This is a genomic window from Thalassotalea fonticola, assembly GCF_032911225.1.
GTDB classification, from domain to species: domain Bacteria; phylum Pseudomonadota; class Gammaproteobacteria; order Enterobacterales; family Alteromonadaceae; genus Thalassotalea_A; species Thalassotalea_A fonticola.
In genome coordinates this window covers 1,297,356-1,312,272 of sequence record NZ_CP136600.1, presented here as the reverse complement: position 1 = coordinate 1,312,272, position 14,917 = coordinate 1,297,356, and the positions used below count along the sequence as shown (strand labels likewise).

The window sequence follows — 14,917 nt, the reverse complement described above, 5'->3', positions numbered from 1 at the left end:
ATTATTATTAGAAGATAACAGGGTGATTAGTAATTTAACAGCACACGAACAGTTAAATGAAAAATAAGCCTTGCTGGTTTTTGAACAGCAAGGCTCAGGTTTTAATATTATTTAGGCGAATACCAAATTGGTGAACTGTAAGCACGCTCTTGGCCCACTAATTCTGCCTCTTTTGGAATTTCAGCGCCCATTCTTACTTTATCGTATAACACCCAACGCGGAGTTGGAATTTCAAGTACTCTGACATAATAAAACGCAGATTCACTTTTATCAAAGTCAGGATCAACCCAAACGCTTGCTAATTGGCTATCACCAATGCTGTTACTCCAGGTAGCCGTTTCGACATCTACAGTGTTACCTACAGGCTGTTTCGCTCGTCCCGAGCTGTCAATCTTACGGCCATCAGATACGGCAACGTCATACACTTTTTCATGTAGTTTACCTTTAGTATCCAGCCAGCCTTTAATGATTTGAATTCGGTCAAGGTAAGCACTTTTTGGATCTCGCATCGCATAAATCATAAATGATGGTGCTTTATCCGATTTTTGTTGGACTAAGTCACCGCCCATAGGTACCCCTTTAGCATAGCCAACTTTTGCCGGGTCATTGGCTTGTAAATCTTCTTGCTGATAATCCCAACCACCAAAGAAACGCAACGTCATACGCGGGCCAGTGGTACCGTAGGTTTCTTTACGCTCAATTGCATCAAACAACGCCGCTCGGGTATTTTCGTGTGCCCAAACGCCGGTGTAGCCTGAGGCAACAAGCATATAACCTTCTATTCGGCCTAAATCAGAGGCAATAAAAGGATGAGCGATACGATCTTTAGACGGCTCAACACTGGTTGATTTACCGAAGAAATTGTCTTCATCGGCTGTTGCCAGCGAGGTGTGACTGTCTGTTGCGCCTCCCATACCAAACTTATACGGGTTGTAGCCGAGTTTTTTCTCTAATGCTAAGCCCTGTTTTAATGCTTCACGGGCATATTCACCTTTGAGCATTTCCGGTTTTTTCAGCTCAGAAATATCAAGGTTGCCAACATCCCAATTTTCATAGTCAGCAAATTCATCATCTGGAGATAAATAAGGGTGCGCCTCACCGTCACCTTTTATTTGCGTCATTTCGTAATGCGGCTCCCATTTAGCTCTGAGTTTTACATATTCCTCATCAACTGTACCGCCATGATAAGTTTTGTCGGTAGGAAACATCCAGCCATTTGATAAGTTACCATTATGCGAAAACGCAAACGCTCGACCGCCATGCTTGCTCTCGTATTCCTCTAGCCATTTATATAAATCATGTGGGTTGGTACTACCGGTAGGTGGCTGGGTAGTTGGTGGTTGAACTTTTAAGGCTGTTTCTGCATTGTCACGAATAATAACATTACGATGCAGGTTGAAGCCTTTCGGTACAGAGGTCCACTCAAAACCAATAAACGCGGTAAATAAACCTGGTTCATTATGTTGTTCTGATGCATCAACAATGGTTTTCCAAATGTTACCGAATACTTCAGAGCCCGGGCTATAATCTTTCACCATTTGCTCTGGTATGGTCATTTGAGAAAAATTTTGAATCAAATCAAAAGCTGCTTCACCGGCGGCTTTACCGCCTTTTTTAAAGCCCTCATGCCATTCTTTACCTTTTGGAATAGCAACAACATTATCAGCCCCTTGTTGAATATCTGTGGCAATGCCCATTAAATCAGTATGATCAGTAACAATTAACCAATCCAGTGGCCGAGCAAGTTTTAACGGAATGCCTTTGGCAGAATTAATTTGCTCACCGCGAGCCAATCGGTAGGCATCATCAATAGTTACGGTATTACCAAATAAACCAGCATCGAGTGATAAACCAGTGTGTAGGTGAGAATCACCCCAATAAACATTATTAGGTTGGGTATTATTTGCGTGTGGTGAAAACTTCATTGGATCAAGACTAGGATCTGTCGATTTAGTCTCAGATGCTAACGCTATACTGCCATTTAAGAGCAAACTTATTACCGTAATAAGTTTAATTGTTTTCTTATACTTCATATTATTTTCCCACCTATACATTAACTATTAAAATTAAGGCTAGATCATATATTTATTTTTACCAATTTTTAGATGGAATAAATAAAGAATATTTCAATATTTCATATGCTTACTGTATTTTTAATTAAGCGCATTTAATTTAAAGCCATTATTACAGCGAGTAATAATTATCTTGCATTAAAGTAATTAGAAAAGCAGATCTGTTGTTATTTAAAATAATGATTATTAGTTATTTTATACAGATCTTAATATGACAAAAATAAATGTTCTTACTAGCTCATCGTTAGCAGCGTTAACTCTAACAAGCGTTGCTGTAAGTAATACTGTTAACGCCGAAGAATGGCAATTTGAAGCTACGCCCTATGTGTGGGCAGCAGCGAATGAAGGCTCTGCCGGAGCTTATGGATTAGGCCCTAATGGCGACATTAACCCGCCGCCAGCAGATATCGATATAAACTTCCAAGATCTTATCGACAGTACTGATTTAGGCGCCATGTTCAACTTTGCTGGCAAAAAAGATAAATGGTTGTTATTTACTGAATTTACTTACTTGGAAGTTTCAGATAACGCGACGAAATCTTTCACGACGGCTGTTGGCAATAGTAGTGCTGAAATTGATTTGGAAATTAGCGGTACCGTTTTAGATGTAGCTGGTGGCTATCAATTTGTTGTCAAAGAAACGTTTCAACTGTATGGCTATGCTGGCGTGCGTTATATGGATTTAGATACCGACATAAGCATTGATGCTTCGGGTGGCATACTGCCAAGTGAAATTACCATGGGTGATAGCTGGACCGATGGTTTTGTTGGCATTCATACGTCTTGGCAATTTAGTGACAAGTTTAGTTTCAATACTCGTCTCGAAGTTGGCGGGTTAGGAGATGTTGACGAAGCCTACATGGCTCATATTGCGATAAACCATCAAATTTCGGAAAACTGGCAGTTAAAATATTTCTACCGTTACCAAAAGGTAGATTTTAAAGGAGATGGTTTTATTTATGATATGGAAATAACTGGGCCAGGCATAGGTGTCACTTATACTTTCTAGATTTCATCTTTAATTAAGTTTGCGTCTGCACTTGCTGATTAAATACTTCACCTATTGATAATTTTACGATGGGCGCGGAACAAATTGCTTCGATAAATTCTTCGGAATAAATCATTTGCTTACTTTCTTCTTGCCACCACACTGACCAAAACGGTAACGCCAAAAAACTGTGGCAAAAGCTAATGGTATGATGCCAAGATTCATTGTCTAAAATATCGGCCTTGTATTGAAAGTAGCCGGCCATAAATCTTTGTATCGCGGCGCGTCCGATAAAATCTAACACGGCAATTTCTTCTGGACTAAAATTCTCTATTGTTTCATTAGCATGAAAGGATCGAATAAACAGATCTTTGTTAGGGTGAACACTCATACGATCATTCCATTGCGACCAACCAAGAAAGGTTGCCGTGGTGGCTTTTGCCTTCATCAGTCTTGCATTTTCTTTTAATTGCACGACCAAATAAATCAAGGTTGCTAAAACAGCAAAACCTCCGCAAATTTCAGCAAGAGCAACTAATTCAGCTAAACTCATCCTAACCCCGTTATTGCTTATATGTACAATAACAGTAGTGTAGTCGGTAAATAATAAGATGGGTAATCATTGTTTAACTACAGTACTAAGCATTATGCGCTATGTGCATATTACCCCATCAGTTTTTGTTATTGGATGTATTAGTGCTATGCATTTATTATTGCTCCAGTTAATAAATTAAATGCATGATAAATGAGGTTTTTATGAAAGCAATTAAATTAGTGATTATACCTTTGCTGGCGCTGTTATCGGCGTGTAGTACAACCTATGAGGCAGAAAGTGATTATAACAATGCGTATAACTTTAACTCGGTTGATAGTTTTCATGTTGTTGGCGATGAACTGTATAAAAACCCTTATCTTAGCGATATGAATAGAGATCGTATTAACGACTCTATTTCAGCAGAATTAGCAAAGCTTAATTTAGATGAAGAAAATAAAAGTTCTGCAGATGTGTTGATCAATTATTTTGTGGTAACAAAAGATAAAGTGAAAGTAACGTCAACACCTGTTTCATATTCAAGGTACGGTGCGTATGGACAATCACATATTAGTGCCCGAGATTACGTTGAAGGCACGATAATTATTGATGTGGTTGACAATAAATCGCAGAAATCTATCTGGCGAAGTTCAATCCATAAATCAGTTAAAGAATTTGATACTCCTCAAGAGCGTAGCCAAGAAATAGCAAAAGTTATTAAAGCTATGTTTAGTGAATTTCCAACTCAAACCAGCTAATAATCTATCCATCTTAATAATATAAAACCAAGCGTTGTTCATGCGCTTGGTTTTATTTCACCCGTTCGGGCGATGTTTAAATAATACTATCAAACTACAATGTCATGCTTAGCTATTACAATTTAAGGTGTTTTAAGCTTTATGGCAGGTCCATTATCACAACTAAAAGTTCTTGATTTATCTACATTATTGCCTGGTCCTTACGCAACTATGATGCTTGCCGATATGGGAGCTGATGTGCTTCGAATTGAAGCGCTGGGACGTCATGATTTAGTCAAATCGTTTAGCCCAACATTAAACGGCAGCTCGCATGCCTTTCTGACGCTAAACCGAAATAAAAAAGCAATCGCTTTAGACTTAAAGCAACAAGCAGCGGTAGATATTGTTAAAAAGCTCATTGCTGAATACGATGTTATCGTAGAGCAATTCAGACCGGGTGTTATGGCCAAGTTTGGTCTTGATTATGATAGTTTAAAGTCTATTAATCCAAAATTAATATACTGTTCAATCACCGGCTATGGCCAAACAGGATGTTTTAAAGATAGAGCCGGACACGATATTAATTATTTGTCGTTATCAGGTCTTGCAAGCTTTAGTGGCACAAAAGTGACAGGTCCGGTATTAAGTGGCACCCAAATAGCAGATATTGCTGGCGGCTCTCATCATGCGGTAATGGGTATTATGGCAGCGGTGATTGAACGTTCAACAACTGGTTTAGGGCAGCATCTAGATATCAGTATGACCGATGCTGCATTTGCCTTAACAGCTATGTTTGGCGCCGGTGCCGTGGGAGCAGATGTAGATCCTGAGTTAGGTGGAAATGTACTCAATGGTGGTCATTTTTATGATTACTATCAAACGTCTGATGGCAGCTACATATCGGTTGGCAGTTTAGAGCCTAAATTTGCGCAGAGTTTTTTTGAAAGTATTGGCCAACCAGATTGGCTAAATCGATGTTATTCAAATAATTTAACGAAACAAGCCGCGTTGAAAGAGGATGTTCAAAAAGTAATCTCGACAAAATCAATAAAGCATTGGCAAACGTTATTTGGTCAGCTAGATTGTTGCGTAGAGCCTGTGTTAACTGTATCCCAAGCAGCAAGGTCACAATTAATGCAAGACAGAAATATGCTCGTTAAAGTGACCACCAATAATGGAGATGTTGTAGACCAAATTGCTCCGGCAATTAAATTCAATTCAGTAACCCCTGATCCTTTAAATATGTATACCACAGAGCCTAATCATGAAAATACTAAAAGTGTTTTAACGGCTTTAGGGTTTACTGCAGAGGAAATAGGGTTGTTAACTACTAATAAAATTGTGAAGTAGTTATACCAAGCCATTAAATAATTAATATTAAGCAACTAAACATTATGCTTTTAAAACATATTATTTATACGGATAAAGCATTAGAAACGGCTCATACAATTACGTATGATCTGCTCAAATTTTAAGCAGGGTGATTATTTATGACACAGCAGTATTTTTTATCTCTTATAGGGCCGCAAAAACATGATCCTGCATTGACAGACGTGATGCTATCTAGAGGTAATTATTATGAATATTTTCGTACTGCTGATGACCGTTATTTATCTTTAGGTACAATAAATAAAAGCTTTTTATTAGAATTCTTAGATAATATTGGTCAATTTAACTGGCAAAAATTTATCAGCTCTGGCGATGAAAATGAGCAGCAAATATTAAGAGAAAGCATACGGCAGGTGATCAGTGAAAAAGACTTAGGCTTTTGGACCGAACTGTTACGTACACTCGATATTTTCGTATCGCCTGTACCAAATAAAATTATTGCCGCTTAAGCTTTAAACTAAAAAAGCTTGAGCCCGATAGGTTTTCGAATTCGGGCCATGAAAGCAGCTCAATAAAGTATCCAACTTTCAGGTATACCTTCAGTAAGACGTTTTTGATCTAGTGCTCACTTATTACTTTTAACACTTTAATATTTAAACGTTTAGCGATTCGATTTAAATTAGCTCTGTCGGTATGTAACCGTCTGGCCGTTGCTGCCCAATTGCCTTGTTCTTGGTATAGTATTGAAGAAATTAAATTCCGTTGAAAATCTTCTGTCGCTGTACGCAAATTGATACTTTGCTCGGTATTAACTTTCTGCTCATGCTCACTTAATTCATTTATATCATTATTGCTGGCTAATTTATTCGAACTGACTAGATCATCGCAATCTGCAACCTCAACTTTGATTACATTATTGGTGCGCTGTCGAGACTTTGCTTTTAAGGCTGAGCGGCTAATCACATGCTCTAATTCTCGTACGTTACCAGGCCAATCATACTGTTCTAATATTTTGATAACTTGTTGAGTTACTTTTAACTGAGCAATACCTAATTTACGCCTACTCTGTTCAATAAAATATCCGGTTAATATTTGTACATCGCCAATTCTGTCCCGAAGTGGTGGCACCGTAATAGGATAAACATTTAGTCGATGATATAAATCTGAACGAAAGTGACCTCGCTCAACTTCGTTCTTTAAGTTTCGATTGGTAGCGGCAATTATGAGAACATCAACGTATTCTATTTTATCTTGACCGACGGGTTGGATTTCATTGTTTTGAATGGCTCGTAAAATTTTACTTTGTGCAGAAAGAGGCAGTTCACCAATTTCGTCCAAAAATAAAATACCACCATTTGCAAGAGAGAACTTTCCGGCACGAGTATGTTCTGCACCGGTAAACGCCCCTTTTACATGACCAAACAGTTCACTTTCTATTAAATTATCAGGTAATGCCGCGCAGTTAACATAAACCAATGGTTGATTTTGTCTTGGCGAGTTTTTATGTAACGTGCGGGCAACTAGTTCCTTGCCAACGCCTGACTCACCGTGGATAAGAACGTTAAAGTCAGAGCCCGATACTATGTCTATTTCTTGCTTTAGCTTCACGATGTTATCGCTAGTACCAATAATTTCGCCACCATCTCTTAACAATGCTTCTTGCGTAAGTTCAGTCATCACATTGTGATTGTGAATTGCCTGTTGCTCGAGTTGTTCGAGCATTAATGCGGTATTTAATGAGGTTGCGGCAATGGCGTTTATCACCTCAAGGGTACGACCAGGGATGTTATCAAATACATGTGGCGTTAAGCTGTCTATGGTAAGCAGACCGATTAAATTATTATTAAAATACAGTGGCAAGCCCATACACGCATGTACCGGCAAATCACCTTCACGATCAGACAACAAGCCATCATAGGGATCAGGTAAAGGACTATTTGCCTCAAAACGTACAACAGTGGTTGCTTTACATAAAACTTCAAATCTTGGATGTTCACTAATGATAAAGCGGCGCCCTAATGTATCAGCGCTTAGCCCCTGCAGGGCTATCGGTTTCAATCTATCGCCATGAAAAGAAAGTAGTACGACCGCGTCACAAACAATGGTTTTTCTTACCGTATCAAGCAAACGGGTAAACCTGTCTTTTGAATTTAAGCTTTTGCTTGACTCTATTGCTAACTCTAATAATGCGGCTGAAGTAATTTGATTCATACAGGATGCTCTTAACTGTTGTAGTCACTATGATATCAGTGAGTCACTATGACTACAATGTTTCGGTAGTCAATTTGACTCTATTTAAAGGTGTTAAATATCAACAAGTGTATTAAGTTATTGTTTTTATTTGTGTTGTGTTTTTTTTAATTGTTGGCATGGCAGTTGCAAAACTAAGTATAGATTAACCACATAAATAGATATTGGAATTAAAATTATGTATTCACACTTTGCTTTAGCAGGTCAACTGCCAAGCATTACCAATGCTTTAAACTTTCAAAAGTGCCTGGTTGCAGGTAATTGGTTAATGGTCACGTCGCTGCTTATTGTGTTTATTTGTATTGCGATTACCTTTGGTTTTGATGAAAGCTTCAGTATTTCGGCACAAGTGTCAGCACATATTGCCACTATTATTTTTGCTGGCTTAGTTAAAATTGGTTATGTGCTACGTTGTATTGCGCTACATGCATTTGGCGAGAAGGTTTTTTAAGATGATATCCATAACCGACCCTGATATTACTCATTTGCAAAATGATGTAGAAAGTGAACATTCAATGAGCAAAAGATTTAGCCAACATTCATTTTTTGATTTAGCGTTTCGTTCGTTTTTTGTCAGCGCAGCTGCAGTATCTATTGTATCGTTAACGCTTTGGTTGGGGTATTTAAACGGCTTTAGCATAATTTTTAGCAATGGATTAACACCAACTGTATGGCATATTCATGAAATGCTGTTCGGCTTTGCTGCAACGGTAGCGGCAGGCTTTTTGTTAACTGCAGTTCAAACCTGGACAGGCAGAGAAAGCATTAAGGGCGGGGCGGTAATACTATTATTATGCCTGTGGTTATTGGTGCGAGTTAGTTTATTTATTGATGAGTCTTTTTATATTTATAGCGCCGTTATATTACAAACTTTATGGTGGTTAGTTGTTATTGCAACATTTAGTTCCTTGGTATTAAAGGCGAAAAACCGTCGCAACTATTTATTTATTGCTCTACTGTCGGTGTTAATGTGTTTGAATATCGGTGTACTCGTTTTAGATTTGCAAGGTCGAACCGATCTAGCGTTACATTTTTCCCGAACCGCAGTGTTAATGTTTGGCTTACTGATGGGCGTTTTAGGCGGTCGTGTTATTCCGTTTTTCACCAATTCGGCAACTCAAATTGGCAAAATTAATAGTCCAGAATTTTTAACGCCGTTGTTATTTACAACGTCCATATTAGGAATTCTAGTATTCTTTACCGGGCAATTTATTGCTTTGCCTTTTACCCCCGCAGCATTAATGATTTCAGCCGGTTTATTGCACATGTTCCGCTTAAGCTATTGGCATAGCGCGGCAACGATTAAAGTTTCATTATTATGGTCATTGCACCTGTCATATCTAAGTTTGGCTATTGGTTTGTTGTTGCTAGGCGCCAGTTATTTAACCTCAGTTATATTGTTCAGCGACGCTTTGCACATGATAACCATTGGCGCAATGGGCTTAATGATCCTGGCAATGATGAGCCGAGTGTCACTAGGGCACACTGGGCGAAAACTACAGCCGCATAAATTAGTATCGGTCAGCTTCGTATTCATGTTTTGTGCCGCAGTAGCACGAGTGTTGCTGCCAATGTTTGAGCAAATACAGCTTGCCTGGAATTTGAGCGCGATATTGTGGATAGCTGCTGGCTTTATATTTTTAAGCATATACATACCCATTTTATCTAGCGCTAAGCTGTCCAAATAATTTTCACCAGTTTAAAACTTTACACACATTTAACCGATTGAGCCTTTTGCAATGAAATTGGCTTACTAACTATTTTAATTAACCAACCAAGTAAAAGGCTAACCCCTTTTGGAGTACTTATGTTAACAGATGCACACATCACCATTATTAAAAGCACTATTCCGTTATTGGAAAATGCCGGTCCAGAGCTTACTTCATACTTTTATAAGCGCATGTTCAGTCAAAACCCTGAGCTGCAAGATATTTTTAATATGTCTAACCAACACACTGGTAGACAGCAGGTTGCTTTGTTTGAAGCGATAGCTGCATACGCGAAAAATATTGAAAACTTATTGGTATTAACAACGGCGGTAGAACGTATTGCCAACAAACATACCAGCTTTAATATTCAAGCAGATCATTATGCAATTGTCGGTCATCATTTAATTGAAACGCTACGAGAGCTTGCCCCCGAAGCATTTACCAGTGAAGTCGAAGAAGCCTGGGGCAGTGCCTATCAATTTCTGGCACAAATATTTATTAAGCGTGAGGATGAAATTTACCAAACCAATGCGAATACAACGGGTGGCTGGACAGGAAAAAGGGCATTTAAAATTATCGACAAAATAATTGAATCAAAGCTGGTTAAAAGCTTTATTTTAGAGCCTGTAGATAAACAACCCGTGATTGACTTTACCCCAGGTCAGTACCTAGGCGTAGAAGTAATACCGACAGGTAGTGACTATAAAGAAATTCGTCAATATTCCTTGTCAGATAAACCTAACGGCAAAACCTATCGTATTTCGGTAAAACGTGAAACTATTGGTGTGCCGGGTATTGTTTCAAACTTCCTGCATGATGGCATAGCTATTGGCGATGTAATAAACGTCAATGCACCAGCAGGAGATTTCTTCTTTGTTGATAGAGCCGCGCCTGTGGTATTACTTTCCGCTGGAGTAGGGATAACGCCAATGCAATCTATGCTTGAAACGTTAGCGCAGAACAATTATCAGTTTCCGGTGCACTATTTACATGCTTGTGAAAACGAAGAGCAGCATTCTTTTAATCAAAGAGTGCAAAGCCTAACCGCTGACAAAAACTGGCAGCAAACAACCTGGTATCGTGATGAAATAAGCGAGAACAAAAATATAGAACATGGCGTTATGGATTTTTCAAGTAAGTCACTACCACTCAGTGATGGTGATTTCTACTTGTGTGGGCCGATTGGTTTTATGCAGTTTGCCAAACAGCAGCTGTTAACCTTAGGAGTGTGTGAAACAAGGGTTCATTATGAAGTGTTTGGCCCGCATGCAAGTCTTTAAAGCTTAGTTATAATTTAAAGCCCGTTGTTTTACTTATACCATTCTGCATAAATATATCGTCAACTCATTTCTTATGCAGATTGGTATTATTCTCGTAAGAATTCTAGCGCAGTTTCTCTATTTCTAACCATAGCAAGCGTTTGGTTGCGTATGATTTCATCAAGCTGCTGAGTTCGATATTCTGCCTCATCAATTCCCATTGCCATAGGAATTGCTACCGAAACTGCTTGCCCGACTAAAATAGAAAATATGATATTAACAATACATACCTGCCAGTTTACGTCTAGCCAAACATCTTCACTTTCATCGCCTTTAATGAAAGCAATTACTTGTTGGAATAACGCACCAATATTCTGGTAAAAAAGGCTATTGGCACTATGCAGCTCTTTATTCATCATTTCTTGAATTATTATGGCGGTAAAGTTTTGGTGTTCTATGCCCCAGCTTTGCAAGGTTTTACAAAAAACACCAAGGCGTTCTAATGCTGTTAAGTGTTCATTACTGTTGATCAACTCGCTCAATGTACTGGCAAAGCTGCTTTCTAAATGTTCGGTTACTGCAAGGTACAAACCCGCTTTAGATTTAAAATGATATAAAATTGTTGAATTTTTAACGCCAACTTTTTCGCGAATTTTACTCAACGAAGCCCCTTCAAAGCCAAATTTTGAAAATTGCTCAGCAGCAGCATGAATTAATTGTTGCTTGGTCCATTCAACATTCCCCTTGCCTTGTTCTGTTTTTACTGGTCTAGCCATATTGAAATAACCTACCTTCCTGAGTAATACCAATCCGTATAATGATCACATCATTACGCGAACTGGTATAAATATAACAACATTTATAATAATCATTATAAAAGTAAATACCTTTGTAATAACAGCAATTTAATTACCCCTATCTGTAATCAGTAACATTGACAACAGCACAAAGAGCAAATTTCTATTGATCGAATAAACATTCTGCGATACTTTATGTACCAATTGATACATTAATGATGCGTAAAATGAGCATCAATAGGTAAACCATGAATACACACACTATAAAAGGGCAAATGCCGACAGCAGCAATCGAAGATTTAAAAGAACTGGCAGCAAGAGCTGAGTTTAAAAAACTGCTTTATGTTCCTGTGATAAATTGGGTTTTAATAATAAGCTGTTTGTTAAGCTTAATGGCATGGTTTTATCTTTCTACTGAATGGTTAGCAGGCAATTTATCGGCATGGTGGTTAACGTTATTAAGTACTTACACATTTTTTATCTTCATATTAACCGTTCATGAAGCTTCACATTTAGTACTGTCAAGAAACCGATGGGTTAATGATATCTTAGGTACTTTACTTACCTGTATACCGTATCCGCAGTTGCCTATAGTGCAATTTAGACATCAACACCTTACTCACCACCGCGATACTTGTGGAGTGGAAGACCCTGATGATTACTTATATCAAGGTGTTTGGTTAACAAGAATGTTTAAAATCTTTACTCATGACTTTTACTGGTGTTATTGGAGCTTTTGTAATCGTGATTCCGCTCCCAAAAGCACCAATGTTATAAACCTTCTGTCTATGAGCATATATATTTCGGTGCTAGTGCTCGGTTTCACTTCAGCTTATTGGTACGAGTTTTTAATGTTGTATGTTATTCCACAGCGTATTGGTTTTTTTGTGGCTATTTTAATGTTTGCTTATGTGCAGCATCCTCCCCAAAAGTGCAGTGTAAAAGAGCAAAGTCCATTTATGACTACGTCGATTATTCGTGGCTTTGACAGTCCTTTTGCGACAGTTTATTTTGGCCAGAACAGGCATTTAATCCATCATTTATACCCTAACATGCCTATATATCGAAACTGGCAAGCATGGCAACTAGGAAAAGATGTTTTTGAACGTCAAAACTTAGCGAATATCGGTATTGATGCTGAAAAATTTACTCAATTAAATAGGCAAAACCAAGAACTGTATAAGCAAGTTCAGCAAGATATAGATGCTCAAAATCAAGACATGCAATCGTATTTATATGTGACTATCACTGCGGTTGAGCAGGTTGCTCAAGGTATTAACAGCTATACATTCGAACCAAATGAAACTGCACAAAGCTTGCCTGAGTTTGAGCCTGGGGCGCATATCGATGTAGAGGTAGCAGACGGAATAGTTCGTCAATATTCCCTTTGTAATGATTATCAACAAAGCAATTGTTATCAGATAGCGGTGCAATGTGAAGAAAACGGTCGGGGTGGTTCAAAATTACTGCATCAAACGTTCAAGGTTGGTCAAGTTGTTAAGATCAGTAAACCACGTAATTTATTTGCCTTAAAACCGGCGTCTAATGTATTACTTTTTGCTGGCGGGATTGGTATCACTCCTATGCTCGCTATGGCTTGGAAGTTACATCATCAAAGAACGCCATTTGAATTACATTATTGCTTTGCCAGTGATAATAAGTGGGCATTCAAACAACAGTGGAGCTCATTGCCATTTGCCAACAACATTAATGTATATATTGATGATGATAGAGACATAGCAGCATTAAATGCCGAACAAGTATTATCTGCTGATACCACTGCCAACGTTTATGTTTGCGGTCCTGAAGGTTTTATGAACTACATCGAAAGCAGCGCACAAACAGCAGGTGTAGCTGAAGAGAAATTTAATAAAGAAAGCTTTACCGGGGCAGAGCAGGGAGATGTTAATGCAAACAAAGAATTCACCCTGAAAGTAACCGGTCATGAACAAGAGTTTTTGATCCCTAAAGATAAATCGATTATTCAGGTACTTAAAGAAAATGATATTTTCGTCCCCATGTCTTGTGAAAACGGTGTGTGTGGTACCTGTAAATGTAAAATTAAATCAGGTGAAGTAGAGCACAAAGATATGGTACTCAATACTAATGAACATCAAGAACAAAAATTGTTTACGCCTTGCGTAACAAGAGCAACAACTAAAACATTAGAAATAAGTTTTTAGGAGTAACAAGTTTAACTAAAATTATTTAGTAATTTAAACCGCCATGGATGGCTTTAAACTACTAGCTTAGTGCCTATAATTCAAAAAAAACAACAACTTGTCTGGATTATTTCTATTTATGTATTAACCTGAATTAATAGGTAAATAAAATTTTTCAGGGAAGTAATATAATGATAAAAGTTGAAAGACTAACAGCATGTTTGTGTAGCTTGATTTTGTTAGTCAGTTTCTTCTCTCAAGCACAAGAAAACAAAGAATTAGCGCAAGAAATTGCCAACCCGCTAACCACCATGATCATGGTGCCAGTTCAATTTGAATACAATGAAAATATAGGGCCGGTTGATGATGGAACGCGCAGCACGATTTTTGTTCAACCCATCATACCTTTTGAGTTGAGCGAAGATTGGAATCTAATTACTAGAACCATAGTTCCGATTATTCAACAAGATGATATTTTTCCTGGGGCAGGGTCTCAACAAGGAATAGGTGATATTAGTGAGAGTTTGTTTTTTTCACCAGATAAGCCTACTGAAAATGGCTGGATAACCGGTTACGGACCATATCTGCAATTTGATAGCGCTACCGATGATTACCTTGGTTTTGAAGAGCATGGTTTTGGTGGATCGTTTATCGCATTAAGAGTTGATGGCTCTAAAACTTATGGATTTTTAGCTAACCAAGTATATTCAGCAGAAGGGCATATAGGAGGGACATATAGTAACACCTTTATTCAGCCATTCTTTGACTATACAACCGAAGGCGCGATGACCATAGAGCTTACCTCTGAAACAAACTATAACTGGAATAATGATGAGTGGTCTATCCCATTAACACTAACTGCTTCACAGTTTTTTATGGTTGGCGAACAACCAATTTTAGTTGGTGGCGGTTTTAAGTATTGGCTTGAGTCGGCACCGGGAGATCCTGAAGGGATGTCATTAAATCTTAACCTATATTTGCTGTTCCCTAAGTGAATCTGTATATGCCTATATGGCATAATGCATAATGTTAATTATGCATTTGTTTTATTTTTGTTTTTGATTAAACTATTTAGGTAGACA

At 38.1% G+C, this 14,917-nt stretch carries 13 protein-coding genes; 9 read left to right on the top strand and 4 right to left on the bottom strand.

Features of this window, described 5'->3' with window-relative positions:
• Window positions 1-107: 107 nt before the first annotated feature.
• A complete protein-coding gene (locus tag RI844_RS05390) occupies window positions 108-2,033 on the bottom strand; it encodes a DUF3604 domain-containing protein (protein WP_348397424.1) in 1,926 nt (641 codons plus the stop codon).
• Window positions 2,034-2,283: 250 nt separating this feature from the next.
• Between RI844_RS05390 and RI844_RS05385 the strand changes: the two genes are divergently transcribed.
• Entirely contained in the window at window positions 2,284-3,081 is a 798-nt protein-coding gene (locus RI844_RS05385) for a hypothetical protein (RefSeq protein WP_348397423.1), read from the top strand.
• Window positions 3,082-3,094: 13 nt separating this feature from the next.
• On the opposite strand, the gene RI844_RS05380 is transcribed toward RI844_RS05385, so the two are convergent.
• Window positions 3,095-3,613 carry a hypothetical protein gene (locus RI844_RS05380; protein WP_348397422.1) on the bottom strand — a complete coding sequence of 173 codons (519 nt, stop codon included), beginning with the start codon at window positions 3,611-3,613 and terminating at the stop codon, window positions 3,095-3,097.
• Window positions 3,614-3,816: 203 nt separating this feature from the next.
• Between RI844_RS05380 and RI844_RS05375 the strand changes: the two genes are divergently transcribed.
• The 3 genes from RI844_RS05375 to RI844_RS05365 all read left to right on the top strand — a co-directional run bounded on the left by RI844_RS05375 (window position 3,817) and on the right by RI844_RS05365 (window position 6,167).
• On the top strand, window positions 3,817-4,350 hold the full coding sequence (locus RI844_RS05375) for a DUF4136 domain-containing protein (protein ID WP_348397421.1): 534 nt from the start codon (window positions 3,817-3,819) through the stop codon (window positions 4,348-4,350).
• Window positions 4,351-4,491: 141 nt separating this feature from the next.
• A complete protein-coding gene (locus RI844_RS05370; protein ID WP_348397420.1) occupies window positions 4,492-5,679 on the top strand; it encodes a CaiB/BaiF CoA transferase family protein in 1,188 nt (395 codons plus the stop codon).
• A gap of 140 nt (window positions 5,680-5,819) precedes the next feature.
• Window positions 5,820-6,167, top strand: a complete 348-nt coding sequence (locus tag RI844_RS05365) for a CoA transferase (RefSeq protein WP_348397419.1) — start codon at window positions 5,820-5,822, stop codon at window positions 6,165-6,167.
• A gap of 109 nt (window positions 6,168-6,276) precedes the next feature.
• Here the strand turns inward: RI844_RS05365 and norR are convergent, their stop codons facing one another.
• Window positions 6,277-7,869: a nitric oxide reductase transcriptional regulator NorR gene (gene norR / locus RI844_RS05360; protein ID WP_348397418.1), complete on the bottom strand. Its 1,593-nt coding sequence runs from the start codon at window positions 7,867-7,869 to the stop codon at window positions 6,277-6,279.
• Window positions 7,870-8,086: 217 nt separating this feature from the next.
• Here norR and RI844_RS05355 point away from each other — a divergent pair, with 217 nt between their 5' ends.
• From RI844_RS05355 to hmpA, 3 genes are all read left to right on the top strand, one after another.
• Window positions 8,087-8,359 carry a hypothetical protein gene (locus RI844_RS05355; RefSeq protein WP_348397417.1) on the top strand — a complete coding sequence of 91 codons (273 nt, stop codon included), beginning with the start codon at window positions 8,087-8,089 and terminating at the stop codon, window positions 8,357-8,359.
• Between the two features lies 1 nt (window position 8,360).
• On the top strand, window positions 8,361-9,596 hold the full coding sequence (locus RI844_RS05350) for an NnrS family protein (RefSeq protein WP_348397416.1): 1,236 nt from the start codon (window positions 8,361-8,363) through the stop codon (window positions 9,594-9,596).
• A gap of 119 nt (window positions 9,597-9,715) precedes the next feature.
• Complete coding sequence (gene hmpA / locus RI844_RS05345; protein ID WP_348397415.1) at window positions 9,716-10,897, top strand: NO-inducible flavohemoprotein; 1,182 nt, start codon at window positions 9,716-9,718, stop codon at window positions 10,895-10,897.
• A gap of 86 nt (window positions 10,898-10,983) precedes the next feature.
• On the opposite strand, the gene RI844_RS05340 is transcribed toward hmpA, so the two are convergent.
• Window positions 10,984-11,652 carry a TetR/AcrR family transcriptional regulator gene (locus RI844_RS05340; protein ID WP_348397414.1) on the bottom strand — a complete coding sequence of 223 codons (669 nt, stop codon included), beginning with the start codon at window positions 11,650-11,652 and terminating at the stop codon, window positions 10,984-10,986.
• Between the two features lie 269 nt (window positions 11,653-11,921).
• Here RI844_RS05340 and RI844_RS05335 point away from each other — a divergent pair, with 269 nt between their 5' ends.
• Both RI844_RS05335 and RI844_RS05330 read left to right on the top strand, forming a co-directional pair.
• The gene (locus RI844_RS05335; RefSeq protein WP_348397413.1) at window positions 11,922-13,856 is read left to right on the top strand and encodes a fatty acid desaturase; all 1,935 of its coding nucleotides are present in this window, start codon (window positions 11,922-11,924) and stop codon (window positions 13,854-13,856) included.
• A 170-nt stretch (window positions 13,857-14,026) separates the two neighbouring features.
• Window positions 14,027-14,830 (top strand): transporter, encoded by an 804-nt coding sequence (locus RI844_RS05330; RefSeq protein WP_348397412.1) that lies wholly within the window; start codon window positions 14,027-14,029, stop codon window positions 14,828-14,830.
• Window positions 14,831-14,917: the final 87 nt, after the last annotated feature.